General features: G+C 62.0%; 17 protein-coding genes. 10 read left to right on the top strand and 7 right to left on the bottom strand.

Annotated features, from left to right (window positions below; all coding sequences use genetic code 11):
- Positions 1-604 precede the first annotated feature (604 nt).
- Positions 605-1,162, bottom strand: a complete 558-nt coding sequence (locus tag EU811_RS15845) for a hypothetical protein (protein ID WP_142939296.1) — start codon at positions 1,160-1,162, stop codon at positions 605-607.
- A 201-nt stretch (positions 1,163-1,363) separates the two neighbouring features.
- Positions 1,364-2,314: a 5'-3' exonuclease gene (locus tag EU811_RS15850; RefSeq protein ID WP_142939297.1), complete on the bottom strand. Its 951-nt coding sequence runs from the start codon at positions 2,312-2,314 to the stop codon at positions 1,364-1,366.
- A 169-nt stretch (positions 2,315-2,483) separates the two neighbouring features.
- On the opposite strand from EU811_RS15850, the gene EU811_RS15855 reads away from it, so the two are divergent.
- The 8 genes from EU811_RS15855 to EU811_RS15890 all read left to right on the top strand — a co-directional run bounded on the left by EU811_RS15855 (position 2,484) and on the right by EU811_RS15890 (position 13,722).
- Complete coding sequence (locus EU811_RS15855; RefSeq protein ID WP_142939298.1) at positions 2,484-4,418, top strand: FAD-binding monooxygenase; 1,935 nt, start codon at positions 2,484-2,486, stop codon at positions 4,416-4,418.
- A gap of 108 nt (positions 4,419-4,526) precedes the next feature.
- Positions 4,527-5,825, top strand: coding sequence for an SWIM zinc finger family protein (locus tag EU811_RS15860; RefSeq protein WP_142939299.1), 1,299 nt, complete (start codon positions 4,527-4,529; stop codon positions 5,823-5,825).
- Complete coding sequence (locus EU811_RS15865; protein ID WP_142939300.1) at positions 5,822-7,264, top strand: DUF5691 domain-containing protein; 1,443 nt, start codon at positions 5,822-5,824, stop codon at positions 7,262-7,264. The genes EU811_RS15860 and EU811_RS15865 overlap by 4 nt, the downstream gene beginning before the upstream one ends.
- Positions 7,261-8,367, top strand: coding sequence for an ATP-binding protein (locus EU811_RS15870; protein WP_142939301.1), 1,107 nt, complete (start codon positions 7,261-7,263; stop codon positions 8,365-8,367). Before EU811_RS15865 ends, EU811_RS15870 begins: the two co-directional genes overlap by 4 nt.
- A 3-nt stretch (positions 8,368-8,370) precedes the next feature.
- Complete coding sequence (locus EU811_RS15875) at positions 8,371-10,776, top strand: DUF5682 family protein (RefSeq protein WP_142939302.1); 2,406 nt, start codon at positions 8,371-8,373, stop codon at positions 10,774-10,776.
- On the top strand, positions 10,773-11,999 hold the full coding sequence (locus tag EU811_RS15880; protein WP_165450202.1) for a VWA domain-containing protein: 1,227 nt from the start codon (positions 10,773-10,775) through the stop codon (positions 11,997-11,999). The genes EU811_RS15875 and EU811_RS15880 overlap by 4 nt, the downstream gene beginning before the upstream one ends.
- 55 nt (positions 12,000-12,054) lie before the next feature.
- Complete coding sequence (locus EU811_RS15885; protein WP_142939304.1) at positions 12,055-13,362, top strand: MFS transporter; 1,308 nt, start codon at positions 12,055-12,057, stop codon at positions 13,360-13,362.
- Positions 13,363-13,461: 99 nt separating this feature from the next.
- Positions 13,462-13,722 (top strand): hypothetical protein, encoded by a 261-nt coding sequence (locus tag EU811_RS15890; protein ID WP_142939305.1) that lies wholly within the window; start codon positions 13,462-13,464, stop codon positions 13,720-13,722.
- Between the two features lie 17 nt (positions 13,723-13,739).
- On the opposite strand, the gene EU811_RS15895 is transcribed toward EU811_RS15890, so the two are convergent.
- Together EU811_RS15895 and EU811_RS15900 are read right to left on the bottom strand one after the other, a co-directional pair.
- Complete coding sequence (locus EU811_RS15895; protein ID WP_142939306.1) at positions 13,740-14,096, bottom strand: TraR/DksA family transcriptional regulator; 357 nt, start codon at positions 14,094-14,096, stop codon at positions 13,740-13,742.
- A gap of 6 nt (positions 14,097-14,102) precedes the next feature.
- Positions 14,103-14,585 carry a pyridoxamine 5'-phosphate oxidase family protein gene (locus tag EU811_RS15900; RefSeq protein WP_142939307.1) on the bottom strand — a complete coding sequence of 161 codons (483 nt, stop codon included), beginning with the start codon at positions 14,583-14,585 and terminating at the stop codon, positions 14,103-14,105.
- A 248-nt stretch (positions 14,586-14,833) separates the two neighbouring features.
- Between EU811_RS15900 and EU811_RS15905 the strand changes: the two genes are divergently transcribed.
- Positions 14,834-15,274, top strand: a complete 441-nt coding sequence (locus EU811_RS15905; RefSeq protein ID WP_223942541.1) for a hypothetical protein — start codon at positions 14,834-14,836, stop codon at positions 15,272-15,274.
- Between the two features lie 67 nt (positions 15,275-15,341).
- Here EU811_RS15905 and EU811_RS15910 read toward each other — a convergent pair whose 3' ends face one another.
- Together EU811_RS15910 and EU811_RS15915 are read right to left on the bottom strand one after the other, a co-directional pair.
- On the bottom strand, positions 15,342-15,962 hold the full coding sequence (locus EU811_RS15910; protein ID WP_142939308.1) for a dihydrofolate reductase family protein: 621 nt from the start codon (positions 15,960-15,962) through the stop codon (positions 15,342-15,344).
- A 96-nt stretch (positions 15,963-16,058) separates the two neighbouring features.
- Positions 16,059-16,454: a hypothetical protein gene (locus EU811_RS15915; RefSeq protein ID WP_142939309.1), complete on the bottom strand. Its 396-nt coding sequence runs from the start codon at positions 16,452-16,454 to the stop codon at positions 16,059-16,061.
- A gap of 161 nt (positions 16,455-16,615) precedes the next feature.
- Between EU811_RS15915 and arfB the strand changes: the two genes are divergently transcribed.
- On the top strand, positions 16,616-17,035 hold the full coding sequence (gene arfB, locus EU811_RS15920; protein ID WP_142939310.1) for an alternative ribosome rescue aminoacyl-tRNA hydrolase ArfB: 420 nt from the start codon (positions 16,616-16,618) through the stop codon (positions 17,033-17,035).
- A gap of 112 nt (positions 17,036-17,147) precedes the next feature.
- Here the strand turns inward: arfB and EU811_RS15925 are convergent, their stop codons facing one another.
- Positions 17,148-17,582, bottom strand: a complete 435-nt coding sequence (locus EU811_RS15925) for a nuclear transport factor 2 family protein (RefSeq protein ID WP_223942540.1) — start codon at positions 17,580-17,582, stop codon at positions 17,148-17,150.
- Positions 17,583-17,608 lie beyond the last annotated feature (26 nt).

Below are 17,608 nucleotides of genomic sequence, written 5' to 3' on the forward strand. Positions count from 1 at the left end.
CATAAACCCAACCCACAACAGCCCCACGCCAGCGACACAGTCCCGCGCCCGTGGACACATTCCCGCGCTGCGTCGCAGCCCGGCGCCCGTCGGCAGAACCGGGCGTTGGGCGACACATCCGGCGCTGCACACCCCGGCGGTCACTGCACAGCTCCGCGCCCGTTGGTACATACCCGCGCTGGCGGCGCAGCCCGACAAAACTCGGCGTCGGGTCCACCCGGTTCCGCGCGCAGTGCGTGCCCCTGCCCCGTCGTTACAGGGGCCAGAGCAAAGGGCCGGCCGTACTAGTGTGAGGCCTCGTTCAACATGCCGTCTCCGTCGGGGTCGGAAAGGGAGGTTCACCAGTACCGAAACAGCTTTGCTGCCTCTTATGCGCCAGTGCGGAACTGCCAGGTTGAGGTCCGCTCAGACACCACGACCGCATCTTGTAAAAGAATAAGGGCCTGAGCACGGCTCAATACCGTGTCCAGGCCCTCGCTTCCTGGTATCCCTGCCTACTGGGCAAGTCCTGCTTTCGGGGTCCAGTTCATATCCGAATCCAGTTCATATCCGAGTCCGGTTCATATCCTGGGACCCCTTGGCCGAGATCTCCTTCTCTGTGACGTTAGCGGCCACCTCCTCCGATAACCCCGGCTTCGACTGCTTTGGTTACTGCGTCAGCTTCGGCTTGCGTCAGCTTGCCGTCAGTGACCGCTTTGTCGAGCTTGGTCTTCAGGGCGGCGGAACGTTCTGCCTGGCCTGCTGCGCGGATCTCTTCCAGGGCTGTGGTGACCTTGGATTCGTCAACAGCCAGCGATTCGGCGAGCGACTTCGCCAGCGCGGCGTCCTGTGCTGCGCGGTCCGGCTTGGTTCCTTCCGCTCCTTCTGCAGGAGGCGTGGTGGGCTTGTTCGCCTCACGGAACGCTTTCAAGGCTTCAGTGACTTTGGCTTCGTCCACGCCGAGCTTTGTGGCCAGTTCCGCGGCGATCTGGCCGCCGTCCCGCCCGTGTCCGTGACCGCCGGGCCTACCACCGCGATCTGACGGGGTGGTGGCGTCCGCGGATGACGTGGCACTGGGCGATGGTGTGGTGGCAGCTGTAGCGATGCTGGTTGCACCCAATCCTGCCCCCAGCGCCAGAGCTCCGGCCGCAAGTCCCAGTGTGATTCTCTTGGTTTTCGACATATGCCTCTCCTCAATGAGCCGTTGGTACGGCTTGTGTCTGAGGGACGGTCAATGGTTCCGTCCTCTTAACACGATGGGAGACCCACCACAGTCCAGGCTGTTCTGAACCTGTCATTCGGCTGTGAAAGTGAACGGGAGTCTGTGAGGGTTGCACCCAACGGACTTGCCCCTATCGGACGTTGCTCCTATGGGATATTGCCCTTATCGGAAACGGTCCAGAGCGTCCAGCAGTCTCTTGACCGATCCACCCAGGTTCCATTCTGTGGCCAACTGCTCAAGTTCTGTCCGCGCGTCTCCTGTGACGGGGCGCAGCTCAGCGCCAGCGTCTCGAAGTGTCGGGACGTCCAAATCACGCACAACATTCACGACGGCGGGCGCCACCTTGAGATAGTCAGCCGCCGCGGACAGCTTGGCCCGCACGGTAGCCGACAAACCGCCGTCGGGAGCTTCCGCAGCCTCAAGCAGTCCCTCCAGCGACCCATGGGCAGCAAGCAGCGACGCAGCCGTCTTTTCGCCGATGCCTGCGACGCCGGGGAGGCCGTCGGAGGCATCGCCGCGAAGTGTTGCGAAGTCGGCGTACTGCTGGGGCAGGACACGGTACTTGCCCACCACGACGACTTCGGTGAGAACTTCCAGGTTCTTCATACCGCGTGCTGTGTAAATGACGCGGACCTCTCGGTCATCATCGACAAGCTGGAAGAGGTCCCGGTCACCGGTGACCACGTCCGTCGGGATGGTTGCGTGGCTCGCGTAGGTTCCCATGACGTCGTCGGCCTCGTGTTGGTCGACGCCCACAACGGCGATCCCGGCGAGGTCCAGGACGTGTCGGATCATCGGGATTTGTGCCTCAAGAGGGTCCGGAACAACCTCCACATCCGGACCGTTGGGCACAATCTCCGCCACCCTGTGCTGCTTGTAGCTGGGGATGAGGTCCACGCGCCATTGCGGACGCCAATCATTGTCCCAACAGGCCACCAAGTGCGTGGCTTCGTAGTCGGTAGTGAGGCGGGCAATCATGTCCATCAATCCCCGCACTGCGTTCACAGGCGTCCCATCGGCTCGGCGAATGGAATCTGGCACGCCGTAGAAGGCACGGAAATACAAAGAGGCAGTGTCCAAGAGCATCAGTCGCGGCATACCTGATCCTGACATGCCCGTGACCTGATGCGCAGGAGGCAGCACGAGGTTCTGGCAGAAGAGACGCCAGGGACTTGAACCGGGATGTGAGCCGCATTACGATTATGTGAGCGATAATAGAACAGGTTGTTCTATTATCGAACACCATGCTCTGTTATTGCCCACAAAGAAGTGAGGAAAGCCCGTGCAGTTTCATCACCACGGTTACGTATCCGGTGACCCGCGAGTTGAGCCGGCCGCCGGCGTAGGGATCGATCGTCCCGCCGAGCTTCCTGACGAGGTGGATGTTTTGATTGTGGGCACTGGCCCCGCGGGTATGCTCACGGCGGCGCAGCTCTCCCAGTTCCCGAACATCACTACGCGCATTATTGAGCGCCGTCCAGGGCGTTTGGCCATCGGTCAGGCGGACGGCATCCAGGCCCGCAGCGTAGAGACGTTCCAAGCGTTCGGATTTGCCGAGCGAATTATCGCGGAGGCCTACCGCATCACGGAGATGGCGTTCTGGAAACCGGACCCGGCCGATCACTCCCGCATTGTCCGGGCTGCCCGGGCCGTGGATGACCCGGCAGGGATCAGCGAGTTCCCGCACTTGATCGTGAACCAAGCCCGTGTCCTGGATTACTTCGCGGAGTTCATGGCCAACTCCCCCACACGAATGAAGCCCGACTATGGCTATGAGTTTCAGGGCCTCAACGTCACCAGCAAAGGTGATCACCCGGTTGAGGTGACCTTGGGTCACACCTCAGGACCCAATGAAGGCCAGGAACGGGTCATCCGTGCCAAGTATGTTGTGGGTGCTGACGGTGCCCGCAGCAAGGTCCGTGAGTCGATCGGATGTCACCTGGCCGGCGATCAGGCGAACCATGCATGGGGTGTCATGGATGTGCTGGCAGTGACGGATTTCCCGGACATCCGCACCAAGTGCGCCATCCAGTCCGGCTCCGGTGGCAGCATCCTGCTGATCCCGCGCGAGGGCGGGCACCTGTTCCGCATGTATGTGGACCTGGGCGAAGTCAACCCTGAGGACAAGGGTGCAGTGCGAAAGACCACCATTGAGCAGATCATTCAGAAAGCTAATGACATCCTCCACCCGTACACTCTTGACGTCCGTAACGTCGCTTGGCATAGCGTTTACGAGGTAGGTCATCGGCTCACGGACAGGTTCGACGACGTTCTGCCGGAGGACCGCGGTACCCGCACCCCGAGGGTGTTCATCACCGGAGATGCGTGTCACACCCACAGTGCCAAAGCCGGGCAAGGCATGAACGTGTCCATGCAGGACGGCTTCAACATCGGCTGGAAACTCGGCCACGTCCTGGAAGGCCGCAGCCCCGAATCTCTTTTGGACACCTACTCGGCTGAACGGCAAGTGGTGGCGAAGAACCTCATTGACTTCGACAAGCAGTGGTCAACGCTGATGGCCAAGAAACCCGAGGAATTCGAAGACCCGGCGGAACTGGAAACCTTTTACACCAGCACTGCCGAGTTCCCTGCCGGTTTCATGACCCAATACGCGCCCTCGATGGTGGTTGCCGACGCACGGTACCAGGACCTTGCCACCGGCTTCCCCGTAGGAAAGCGCTTCAAATCAGCGCCCGTCCTTCGGGTCTGCGACACCAACCCCATGCACCTGGGCCACCACGCCAAAGCGGACGGCCGGTGGCGCATCTACGTTTTCGCCGACACCGCAGAGGCAGGAGCGCCGGGCCCGGTCGCTGACTTTGCCGAGTGGATCGCGAACTCGCCTGCTTCGCCGCTGGCCGCGACGCCGTCGGACGCTGACCGCGACGCCTGGTTCGACGTGAAGGTGGTCTACCAGCAGGACCACACCAAGGTGGACATCAATGCGGTACCCGCGGCCTTTAAGCCTACTGTTGGACCCTTCAGGCTGACCTACCTCGAAAAGGTGTTCGGCACCGACCCCAACAACGACATCTTCGAGCTGCGTGGCCTCAGCCGTGACGGAGTGGTGGTTGTGGTCCGCCCTGATCAGTACGTCGCCAACGTCCTGCCCCTGACCGCGACCAGCGAACTCGGTGAATTCTTCGCATCGCTTTTAGCCGTGGAGCGGAGTAAAGGTGTCCGAACCGAGCCGGGTTTGGTCAGTAACCAGGCCTAGCGAGCGAAGGGCAGTGCCGGGGAGCCGAGTGCCGGCTTCCCGGCAGTTCCAACGCCACACCCTCACCGCTGTTCTATAGTGTCGGAGCCGTCGGGCAGAATGTGAGGCATGGGGCGTTGGAGCGAAGAGACAGTCATTAACGCGGCCCCGGACTCCTCCTCACTGGCAGCAGCACGGAAGCTTGCGCATCCGGGTCCGTGGACGGACTGCGGCAGCAACGACGACCTTGTGTGGGGTAAGTGCCAAGGCAGCGGAAAAACGCCATACCAAGTGAGCGTAGACATTGTGGCGCCCGCCTACCGGTGCTCGTGTCCCAGCCGAAAATTCCCGTGCAAACATGCCTTGGCTCTGCTCCTGCTCTGGGCACGGGGCGAGGCGGCAGAGGCGGGAGCCGAGACCGCTGATTTCGCTAAGGAGTGGGCAGACCAACGGGCTGTTCGCGCCACGGTCAAAGAACGCCGGAATGCGGTGCAGCCCGCCGATCCGGAAGCGCAGGCAAAGCGTCTCACCGCCAGACTCGCCCTGATGGACGCGGGGGTCGACGATTTTTCGCGCTGGCTGACGGACCTTGTCCGCACTGGACTTGCCGCTGCCCGCAACCAGCCCTATTCATGGTGGGATGCCGTTGCAGCACGTTTGGTGGACTCCCAGCTTCCTGGTCTGGCCGAACAGGTACGGGACATGGCTTCCCAAGTCCACGGCAGGACCGACTGGGCTGACCATCTTCTACGCCACGCGGGCCGTTGGTGGGCCTTAACCAAGGCATGGTCAGGCAGGGACAACCTCACGCCGGAAGAATTCGCGGACGTCAAGGCTGCCCTCGGGTGGGCCACGGCGTCTGCCGATGTACAGGGCACTGAATCGCTGCCGGGTCCTTGGCTGGTTCTGGGAGCGCACCGGAGCGATGACGGACGCCTGCAGCAACAACGAACGTGGATACAAGGCCCGGACGGAACGGTAGTAGTGCTCCTCGATTTCGCCGCGCAGGGCCAAGGTTTGGCGGCGCCGCAACTTGCCGGGGCTCTGCTTGATGTCACAGTTGCCCGTTACCCCGGAACAACACCGCAGCGCGGGATGTTCACGGGCCCTGTCACTCCCTTGGACGTGGCTTCAAGCCTCGGCACGGGGCACAGTATTGTGCAAGCCCTTGAGCACGAGTCTGCCGCTGTTGCCCGTTCACCGTGGCGGACCAGGATTCCCGTGCTTTTGGAGGAAGTCACGGTCAATTCCGAGGGAACCGGGTGGCTGCACGATCCGCACGGCGACGCACTCCCATTGGTGGACGCCCCGCTCGACTCGTTGCTGGCACTGACCGGTGGCCATGCTGCCAGTATTTTTGGTGAACTGGAAGATGGTCGAGTGCGTCCCCTGACCGTGGTGGTTGACGGAAGGGTGGTGACCCCATGATGTGGTTGGCGGAGCTGCGAACAGCAGCGCTGGTGGGTACCGGACGGCACGACGCCCCCCAACCGCCCGCCGAGCTGGGATTTCAAGCACCCGATGGACTGAGCCGGGAGGAATCCCTGTTGGATCAGGCCGCGCTGGCTGACATTGTGACCCGGGCGACGCGGACAGCCTCTGCCGCCTCCAGTGCAGGATTTCCTTCACCGGCGCCTGCTGACGCAGTGCCACAAGCCAGCGGAGAGGCCGCACGGCTGTTGGAACTTTTGCTGACCCAGGCACCTGTGGGTCCTGGCCTGAGGACCCAGCTGGTAGTGGATTGGCTGACGTTGGCTGAAGAAGCACGACGACGGGTCCCCCACCGGCTGCTGCCGGCGTTACTGACGTTGGCTGAGACTCAGTCCATTGTCTTCAGGCGTATGGAACCGGCAATTGGAACCCGCGGCCGGTGGATGCAGGAGATCAAAGGCCAGCCTTCTCAAGAGCCCGCAACCCAAAGTACTGGCCTCCGCGGCTCTGATGCTGCGGCAGGCTACGGACCGCTGAGAGGCCGTGATCCAGCAGCTGCACGCATACAACTTAGCGAGTGTTGGACGTCGCTCAGCGCCCGGGAACGGGCAGGCAATCTGGCGTTGTTCGCCGGAAACCTCCATGACAACGACGAAGCTCTGCTGGAGAAGGCCTTGGACGACAAAGCAAAAGGCGTACGGGACGTGGCACTCCGGCTCCTGGACCAGCTTCCCGGAAGTGCGCGTGCTGCTCGGATGGCCGCCAGGCTGAAGCCTTTGCTGCAGCTCAAAGGGCTCCTGAGCAAACGGCTGGAGATAGACCTCCCCCCGGACCCTGACAAGGAGGCTCTGCGGGACGGCGTTCCAGCGGACCCACGCAAGGGCGAACCGGACCGGATGGCACGGTTGGAGGCCATCGTCAGAGGGGCACCGCTGGACGTGTGGACGTCGGTAACAGGCCGTAACCGCCCGGCTACCGTTGCGCTGCTGCAGGACGAGCCCCGCGTCCTGAACGCGATGATCGCTGCAACTGCCGCCCGCAACGATGTTGAATGGGCCCGTGCGCTTCTTGGGGTCCTGACAGACAGGAGGCTGCTCGATTGCCTCCCTCCCGATGAGCGGGCACATTGGCTCGAGCGCCACGTCCGGGAAAGCAGTGACGAGCCACTGACACTGGCTCCACTCCTGCAAGACCTGCCGCAGCCGTGGTCCGTGCCGTTGGCAGAGGCGGTATTGACAGTGATTTCCGGCAAGGATGGGGGCCGTCTGGCCGTCATCCTGTCCGAAGGCCTGCCTACCGCGCTTCCACCGGAGGTCACCGAGCGTTGCCGGCAGCTTTTGGCACAGACTGACAAAGACGCTTCCCGGCGCCGTGTGCTGCGCGACGCTGTCCAATACCAATCATTCAAACAATCCCTGACGGAGGCTTTCCGATGACCGATACCCAGAACGCCACGGAGGTTCTTCGCGCGCACGCCGAAAACGCGTACGCCGATGAACTCAGCGCTTTGGACGCTGTTGACGACCGCCCCCGCCCACCCAGCTGGCGGCTCTCTCCCTGGGCTGTCACCACCTATATCCTGGGGGGTACGTTGGCCAACGGTGTTCAGATCAGCCCAAAGTATCTTGGCTCGGAACGCCTGGTGGAAATCGCCGTGGCGTCACTGGCCACAGACCGGGCCCTGCTGTTGCTGGGTGTGCCGGGAACCGCGAAGACCTGGCTTGGTGAACACCTCGCCGCAGCCATCTCCGGTTCATCCACGCTGGTAGTGCAGGGCACTGCGGGTACCCCTGAAGAGGCTCTGCGGTACGGCTGGAACTATGCCCGGTTGCTGGCCGATGGCCCGTCCCGCGCCGCCATGGTTGCCGGCCCGGTGATGCGCGCCATGGAGACCGGAAGCCTTGTGCGGGTTGAAGAACTGACCCGTATTCCTTCCGACGTGCAGGACTCCCTCATCACTATTCTCAGCGAGAAAACGTTGCCCATTCCTGAGCTCAACGAGGAAGTCCAGGCACGGAAGGGCTTCAACGTGATCGCCACCGCGAACAACCGCGATAAAGGCGTCAACGATCTCTCGTCCGCCCTTCGCCGCCGGTTCAACACGGTGATCCTGCCGCTCCCGGACAGCATCGACCAGGAGGTGGAGATCGTGACCACCCGTGTTCGTAGCTTGGGAGAGTCATTGGAGCTGCCCGCCGATTTGGCTGCACTTTCCGAGATCCGCCGAGTGGTTACCGTCATGCGCGAACTTCGGTCGGGGGTGACCCAGGACCAGCGGACCACCATCAAGTCCCCATCTGCCACATTGTCTACAGCAGAGGCCATTTCCGTGATGACCAATGGGTTGTCCCTGGCAGCACACTTCGGTGATGGCACGGTCCGGGCAGAGGATGTAGCCGCCAGTCTGGTGGGCGCGGTGATCAAGGACCCTGTGCAGGACCGTGTGATCTGGCAGGAATATCTGGAGACCGTTGTGCGGAACCGGCCTGACTGGAAAGACCTGTACCGGGCCTGCCGCGACCTCGAATCGTCCAACTGAAAGATGACAGACGTCCACGTTCTGGGGATCCGGCACCATGGTCCGGGCTCGGCCCATTCCGTCGCGGAAGCCCTTGCGACCCTTCGGCCTGATGTGGTGCTGGTGGAAGGGCCACCGGAGCTTGACCAGGTCATCCCGCTGATCACGGACCCGGACATGCTTCCCCCGGTCGCAGGCCTGATCTATGCGGTGGATGAGCCTCGCCTGGCGTCCTTCTACCCCATGGCCGCGTTCTCGCCCGAGTGGGTGGCAATCCGCTGGGCCTTGTCCACGGGTAAGCCCGTGCGTGCCATTGACCTGCCCGCCGCCCACACGTTCGCGCTCCGAGCAGCAGAGGAACGAGCAGCAGAGGAAGGAGCCGCACAGGAACGAACCGCACAGGAACGAACCGCACAGGAGCCAGCCTCGGCGGCTTCGGAGAAGGAAAAACCATTAGTTGCCACTTCCGACGACGGCGGCGAATATGCCGCCGTCGACGGTAAGCCTTCGGATGACATGGAGAACCCCCCGGCCGCCCCGCAGCAGGCGTACAGACCCGATGCGATTGGCATGTTGGCCGAAGCTGCGGGCTACAGCGACGCGGAACGATGGTGGGAAGACTCCGTGGAGCACCGCAACACGGACCCCGTTGAGCGCTTTGAAGCTCTCATCGAGGCGATCACGGAAATCCGGGCCATGGATCAGCGTCCCGCGGACCATCCTGACGTGCTGGAGAATAACCGCCGGGAAGCTGCCATGCGACGCTTCCTGCGGGCAGCCATGCGCGAAGGGCATGAACGCATCGCCGTGGTGTGCGGCGCCTATCACGCACCGGCCTTAGTGCCGTCGGGGTTCCCTTCGGTTTCCGCCGACAACAAAGTCCTCGCCGGTTTGCCGAAGGCCAAAGTGGCTGTCACGTGGGTTCCCTGGACATCGAACAGGCTTAGCTTGGCCAGCGGATACGGAGCAGGGGTCACTGCCCCGGGCTGGTACCAACACCTGTTCGCGCATTGGATGGCCAAGGACCCCGGGCAGGATGTTGCCACCACGTGGCTGGTCCGGGTAGCCCATGCGCTGCGTAAAGAGAATCTGGATGCATCCACGGCGTCCGTGGTGGAGGCCAGCAGGATGGCTACTGCGTTGGCAGCTGTTCGTGGGCGGCCCACCCCTGGCTTGCCGGAGCTGGACGATGCCGCGCAGACAGTCCTGTGCGATGGTTCGCCGCTGCCGCTGGCCTTGGTTCATCGCGAATTGACTGTTGGTCGCGAGCTAGGGAACGTCCCGGACTCCGTGCCCACCCTACCGTTGGCAGCGGACCTCGCCGCTACCCAGCGAAAGCTGCGCATGAAACCCAGTGCCATGGAAGAGGTCATGGTCCTGGACCTGCGCAAGCCGAACCAGTTGGCCCGTTCGGTCCTCCTGCACCGCCTGGAACTGCTGGGTGTGGCCTGGGGTCAGCTGACGGACGCCGGCAGGACTTCCGGCACCTTCAAAGAAGCATGGACCTTGCTGTGGAAACCAGAGTTGGCTGTCTCCTTGGTGGAAGCGAGCCGTTATGGCACCACTGTCGCCTCAGCCGCTGCTGCTTTTGTCTCTGAACAGGCGCAGGCAGCCGAAGGCCTGCCGGTTCTCAGCAGCTTGCTGGAAAGCTGTCTGCTGGCCGAGCTACCCGACGGAATTGCCGGCGTCGTGTCCGCTTTGGCTGAACGCACCGCCCTGCAGCAGGACGTTGCTCCCCTCTTGGAAACCATCGCGCCGTTGGCCCGCACATGCCGGTACGGCAACGTCCGTGGAGTAGACGTCAGTGATGTGGGGAAAATTCTGCAAGCCACGGTGATTCGCTCGTGCGTTGGACTGCCCACCGCCTGCGCCGGCCTTGATGATGAGGCCGCGGGTGTGATGCGCCGCGCGATCGACTCTGCACAGAATGGCTTGAGCTTACTGCCGGAACTGCCACTGGATGACTGGCATACGGCCCTCTCATCCGTGGCCAACTCTGACTCGATCCATGGCTCGGTGGCGGGCCGGGCCACCAGGCTCCTGTTGGATGCGGGCCTGGTGGAAGGAGACGACGTAGCATCACGCCTTAGCCGGCGCTTATCGATCGCTACCCCAGCCTCGGAAGCCGCAGCCTGGTTGGACGGCCTGCTGTCCGGCGACGCCACCTTGCTCATCCATGATCGGCGGCTTCTGCAGATCGTTGATGAGTGGGTGGAAGGAGTGCACGATGACGTTTTCGAGGACGTCTTGCCCTTGATCCGGCGGACTTTTTCCGCCTTCAGCAGGCCTGAGCGGCGCGAAATCGGCGAACAGTTAAGCCGGGTCGGTTCTACCGGCTACGCAGCAGACTCCTCTCCCATTGACCTGTTCGACGCCGGCCCTGCGCTGCAAACCATGGCAAGAATTCTGGGATGGAAGGCAATCGCATGAGCAACGATGCAGCTGTGACAGGTGACTCTGGCGCGCTGGAGGATTCCGCCGGGCCCGGGCGTGACCGGTTGAGCCGTTGGCGTTTGGTGCTGGGCGGGCATGATGCTGACGGCATCTCAACCGAGGAAGGGGTGCCGGTTCAACTGTCGGACGATGATGTCCGCCGTGATGAGGCCTTGGAAGAGCTCTATGGTGGCGGGTCGGCCCGGCGCGGAGGTCTAGGCTCGTCCAGTCCGCGGGTGGCCCGATGGCTTGGCGACATCCGCGGCTATTTTCCCTCCTCGGTGGTCCAGGTGATGCAGGCCGATGCCATGGACAGACTCGGCTTGAGGCAGTTGCTTCTGGAACCGGAAATGTTGCGAACTGTCCAACCGGACATCGGTTTGGTGAGCACCTTGGTGGGCCTGGGGCGGGTGATTCCGGAGGAGTCCCGGGAGACAGCCAGATCGGTCATTCGGCAGGTCACCAAAGAGCTGGAAGAACGGCTGCGCGCCAAAACAATTCAGGCAGTCTCCGGGGCGCTCAACCGTTCAGCACGGACCCGCCGTCCACGGCATAGGGATATCGACTGGAACAGGACCATTGCCGCCAACCTTAAGCACTATCAACCCGAGTACCGGACGGTGGTGCCCGAGCGGCTCCATGGACACGCACGGCGCAGCACCGAAATTCAGCGCGAGATCATTCTGTGCATTGACCAATCAGGCTCCATGGCCGAATCAGTGGTGTACTCCAGCGTCTTTGGAGCGGTCCTCAGTTCACTTAAGTCAGTAAGCACCCGGTTGGTGGTCTTTGACACCGAAGTGGTGGATCTGACCGAAGACCTGGACGATCCAGTGGACGTGCTGTTCGGCGTGCAACTGGGCGGTGGCACGGACATCAACCGGGCCCTCGCCTATTGCCAGGACCAGATCACCAAACCCGCCGAGACCATCCTTGTGCTCATCAGCGACCTCTACGAAGGTGGAATAGCGGAAGAGATGCTGCGTCGTGCCGCTTCCATTGTGGGTGGCGGGACCACCATGATCGCCCTGCTGGCTTTGAGCGACAGCGGTCACCCATCCTTCGACTCCAGCCACGCCGCAGCACTTGCGGGGATCGGTGTTCCTGCCTTCGCGTGCACGCCGGATCTGTTCCCGGACATGATGGCGGCAGCCATTGAGCGCCGGGATGTCAGCGAATGGGCAGCCTCCCAGGGCATCCCTACGAGTCACGAAAAGTAGCCCGCAACCACTGGTTTCTCTGGCGGCGTGAGGGCAACGGGACGAGAATTAGCTGGTGGTCCTTCCTGGCACGGGTGAGGGCGGCGACACCCTCAATGACGCCGCCCGAAAGATCCAGCGCGTCTACCTGACCTTGACGCTGGGCAATACCGTTGCGGCGTCCTTCATCTGGGGCATCAACACCCTTTTCCTGCTGGATGCGGGCCTGAGCAACCTGGAGGCGTTTGCCGCCAACGCCTTCTTCACTGCAGGCATGGTTCTTTTCGAAGTTCCCACGGGCGTGATTGCCGATGGGTGGGGGCGGCGCGTCTCATTCCTCCTGGGCACGGTGACGTTGGGCGTCTCCACCTATTTGTACTTCGTGATGTGGCAGATCTCCGCGCCGTTCTGGATGTGGGCCGTGGTTTCGGTTCTCCTGGGCCTGGGCTTTACGTTCTTCTCCGGCGCTGTTGAGGCATGGCTCGTCGATGCACTGCGCTTCTCCGGCTACGAAGGCGGGTTGGAATCCGTACTTGGCCGAGGGCAAATGGTTCAGGGCGTAGCGATGCTGGTGGGCTCGGTGGCGGGCGGGGTAATAGCCCAAGCCACCAACCTTGGCGTTCCGTTCCTCCTGCGCGTGCTGGTGCTGCTCGCCATGTTTGCTGTTGCGTTTGGGCTCATGCACGACGTCGGCTTCTCGCCGGAGCGTTCGACGCACCCTCTCCGCGCGACCAGAGCGGTTCTGTCCGCATCAATCGAGAACGGTTTGAAGAACCCGCCCGTCCGGTACGTGATGTTGGCAGCCCCGTTTACGGCCGGCGTCAGTTTCTACGTCTTCTACGCACTGCAGCCGTACCTTCTGGACTTGTTTGGCGACCCCAAGGCCTATTCAATAGCCGGTCTGGCCGCTGCGATCGTTGCGGGATCACAGATCCTGGGCGGCTGGCTGGCCCCACACGCGAGGCGGCTGTTCCATAAGCGCACCACTGTGCTGATCGTCGGTTGCCTGGCAGGCTGCGTCATCCTTCTGGTCCTGGGATTGACGCGTGTCTTCTGGGTGGCTCTGGTCCTGCTCGCCATCTGGGCCGTTGTGGGCTCGGCAGCCATGCCCGTCCGGCAGGCGTACGTGAACGATATGATCCCGTCGAAGCAACGGGCCACCGTCCTGAGCTTTGATTCGCTGATGGGATCCAGCGGCGGCGTCGTCATCCAGCCAGTGCTGGGCCGGGGCGCAGACCTCTACGGCTACCCGGCATCATTAGCCATGGGCGGCGTCCTTGAACTCATTGCCCTACCGTTCCTGCTGGCCAGCCGGAAGCAAGGATCACCAGCCGACAACGCCAGCACCGCGGAAACCACCCCAAACCCTGAACCGCTTCCGTAAGGACGGCGACCAGAAGCTTTGGGGGCAGCGGCCCGTTGCTGCTATTGGGGCCCAAGTACGCCAAACTGGTGGTAACACTACTGAAAGCGCGGTTGCCACGTGATCTCCCTACACCAGGACGCCCAAGGATTCATCCGGATGAAGAGGCACTTTCCCGCCACCGCTGCGGTGTCCGTGGTTTTTTCCGACGGGACCGAGGAAATCTTCACGGCGCAGCGGCTCAACCAGATCTACGACGACGCGCTGGCCGCCTACCGTGCGGCGAACCATCTGGATGCCAAGGGCTTTGACCGGGGCCCCAGGAAGAAGGTCCAGCAGGGCATTGAATTCGTCCCGGTGTCACCGGGCATGTCCAGCTGAACCACCTTCCTGGTACGTCAAGCCCGCTTGCCCGAGGCATGGTGGACGCAGAACGGTGTCCATGGCCTGACCTCGAGTCTTTCTTCGGGAATGTCTACGCCGCACACCGCGCACTGCCCATACGTTCCCTCCTCGATCCTCGCCAGGGCCTCCTCGATCTGTTCCAAGCCCACCCGGCTTTGTCCCATGAGGGCGGATGCCTGGGAAAGCTCGAAGGCGATGGTGCTGCCCTCGGGATCGTGCTCGTCGTCCACATTGGAATCCTGACGGGCAAGACTCACCGAGGTGATGTCGCTTCGCAGCGCCTTCAGCAGCTCGAGTTTACGGTTCCGTTCACTCTCCAAAAGAACCCGAAACCGTTGGATGTCAACCACGGCGGGTCATAGGTCCACGGTGCCGCTCTCGCCCACGCTGAACCGGGAGTTTGTGACCTTGGACTTGACCCACTGTAGGACCGTAGCGGCCGTTCCGCCCGGGCTGGTCCAATACTCTGCCGAGTCCGAGTCAACCCGAAGCAGGCAAACCTCCGGAGTGTCGGGGCCATCGGGGTACCACGCCTCAACTACCTGGTTCCACAGCTCATGGATCTTTTCCCGATCGGTGACGACCTCTGCAGTCCCGGCCACAGAGACCCATTCCGTGTTTTTGCCAAAGGAAACGTTAACCCGTGGGTCCTGGCGAACGTGGGCAACCTGTGAGGTTCCCAGGCCCGTAAAGAACCACATGTCGCCGTCGTCCTTGACTTCCTGAACGGCAAGCGGCCTGCTGACCAGCGCCCCTGTCTCGTTCACAGTGGTTAGCATCCCGATCTTCGAATCGTTGATGATGTCGGTGACCTTCTTAATGGATTGTTCGTCAGTCATAGGGTCCTCACTTCTCCTTTGAGACTCGACTCATCGCCGTGCCCGGGGTACTTCCCATAGCCACCCTATTAGTAAGGCTACTGATTTGCTAGGCGATCGAGAAATGTCGCTGTTGGACTTGGAAACAGGATGCGATTGATGAGGGAATCATGCTGGGGCTTCATCCGTTCACTTCATAGTGACATGCCGACGGCGGTCAGGCTTGCTCCCGGGGGCAAGCGAAAACGACGGGAAGTTTGGGGACTACCATGACGTTGAGTGAAACCATTGACCGCTTGGAAACGGCGCACCTTATGGTCCGCGACGCCGAAGAATGGGACGGACTAACCGCCGCCCTCGCGGACGCGTATCGCACCCGTGATGATGACCTCGTAGAACAGCTGCTGCCGCCTTTTCTTCAGTCCTGGCGTACCGTGACCCACTATGTCCTCCGCGATACCTTCGACTCAGCAGGCATCTCAGTGACTGAACCCAGCCACCCCTGGGGAATTGCCACGTTGACCGCCTTCGGCGTTAGACGCGAACCGGTACTCTGCCAGATGGACCAGGTGGATTCGGCGGATCAGGTAGGTGCAGCTGTCGGAGCACCCACGTTGCTCACTTTTGCCGAAGCCATGAGGTACTACGCCGGGTGCCTGGCATCTCTGCTGGAACACGCTAACGGTCAGCAGGAGCAGTACAGGAACTAGCCTGATCAGCGCGTGTATGGATAAGTACTGCGTAGGAGCCATTGTCCCAGCCCGCGCCTCCATGATCTCAACCCCGTCTTGCTGTTGGCGGCCCGTCAATCACAGTAGGAATGTACTCCAGCAACTGCGACCTGCCGTCGAACGTCCGGCTGTCCACCAGCTCCAGAGAAACATCCGGGTATCCGTCGTAGATCCGCTCCCTGCCGGTCTTGCCCGTGATCACGGGAAAGACAACCAGCCGGTACCTGTCCACCAACCCGGCCGTCAGGAGGGAACGGCAGAGGCTCAGGCTGCCCAGCGTACTGAAGGTTCCGGACCTGCTCCTTTTTAGCTCTCTGACATTCTCCACGGCGTCACCGGAGATGAGCTCACAGTTGGGCCAGGCCAAGGGCCCCTTCAACGTGGACGAGAAGACAATCTTGGGCATGTCCGCCAAACCGCCCAGACTGGCGCCCTCTTCCTCCGAAAACCCGGAACTGTCTGCGGCGGCCTGCTCCGACATACTGGACATCAGTCGATACGTGGTGGCCCCCATGAGCGTAGTGAATTCCTTCTTTCCCTCTTGCTCGAGCCACGCGAGGTATTCCGGGCCTTCCAAACCCCACCAACCTGGCCAACCATCCGCTGAAGCGTAGCCGTCCAGTGAAATGATCAGGTCCACCATCAAGGTTGCGGGGGTCTCACTCATAGCAGTCTCCTCGTTTGACCGCGGGCTTTAGCCGCGCTCATTGCCCGTGCGCGGGAAACGCTAGTCCTGAGCAAGCCTTCATTCAAGAGGTCGGCACTAGAAGAGGAGTAGGACGAATCCCCCGAGCGTGCTGAGTATCCCGACCCCGGTGAGGATCCAGCCCAGAATGAGCACCGTGTTGTCGTGACGCGGTGGCCTGAGCGAGCATCGCGACGGATGGCAGAGGTCATAGTGGACCACCACTGCACCTGAAACAACGTTGTTGTCGTGAGCCGGAATATCCAGCAGGACTTTTTGTTCCTCGTTCGATTGATCGTGCCACCGCAGCCCCAGGAATCCACCTGCGGCGAACTGTTCTCCGTCCGCGGTGGCCCACACGCAACGACGCTTGGCTATGATCCATGCGCTGATCAACAGTGGCACGCCCGGAACGAACCCCACCCACGTCATCATTTCCAGGATGGGGCCAAGGACATCGAGGGAACCGGCCATGACATGATCCTAAGCGCAAGGAATGAAAACGATGTGGGGGGTGACAACTGCAGGGCGACAATGTTGCTTGGCACCAGGCCTACCTGGAAACTGGAACCGTGCCGGCGAACGTCACTGCAATCGCGCCGGACTGGACGACCGTGACGTGCAAAGCTTGATCCATGGACCTGGATATCCCGCCGTCGCTGACTATCCCCGCCGCGGAACTTAGCTGGCGGTTCTCCCGCTCGTCCGGACCAGGCGGCCAACACGTCAACACTACGGATAGCCGGGCGGAATTGACGTGGAATGTTGCCGGATCCACAACCCTGACTGATGAGCAGCGGCAGTTGCTCCTTAAGCGCCTGGGACGCAAACTCATCGGCGGTTCCATCACCGTGACGGCATCAGAGGAGCGGTCCCAGCTTCGCAATCGGGAGATCGCCATGGCCAAGCTCGCTGAGATCATCAGGGTGGGACTCGTCCCGGAATCAATCCGTCGCGCGTCCAAGCCGACGCGAGGTTCTGCCCGGCGTCACCGTGCAGCAAAAGAAATCAGATCTGCCACCAAACAACAACGACGCCGACCCGCCGCGGAATGAGGTTTCTTCCCCTGTGACTGGAGGACTACTGGCGGGATCATACAGTCATAGCACCCGTCCAACTCACCTGTCCGGACGGGCCAGTGACCGGTGAGGCCCTGGAGCGCCACTCCTATCTGCTACTGATCTCCACCCACTGTGAACGCCATTCCGGAGCCGGAAAGGCCTCACTCCAGTAGGCAGTTTCCCTGGCGATCCTGCCGTCCCGGAACTCGAAGATGAAGACTGTCTGGTACTGAGGTCCGTCGTAGTCAAGCAACGCCTCAGCTACTACCAGATTGCCGCCGCTGAGCAGTCGTCGGGGCGTGATGGTGGGCAACTGCGGAAAGGCATTGTAAATACCCCTGCGGTTCCCGGCCCCGCGCACAACTTCCCCGGACTGCGGCCAATGCATGACGGCATCATCATGGAACAGCTCATCCATGACTTCAATATGGCGTTCGTTGATGCACTCGATCAGCCGCCTGACCACGTTCTCGTTGACGTCCTGTGGTTCGCCGCCCTGTTCCCCGAGGCCGCCCGGGTTCCCGGCGATTTGTTCAGCCATGAACCGCATTGTCCTCCCGGGGACCG

Origin of the sequence: Arthrobacter sp. TS-15, assembly GCF_006964045.1 — a bacterium.
GTDB lineage: Bacteria > Actinomycetota > Actinomycetes > Actinomycetales > Micrococcaceae > Arthrobacter.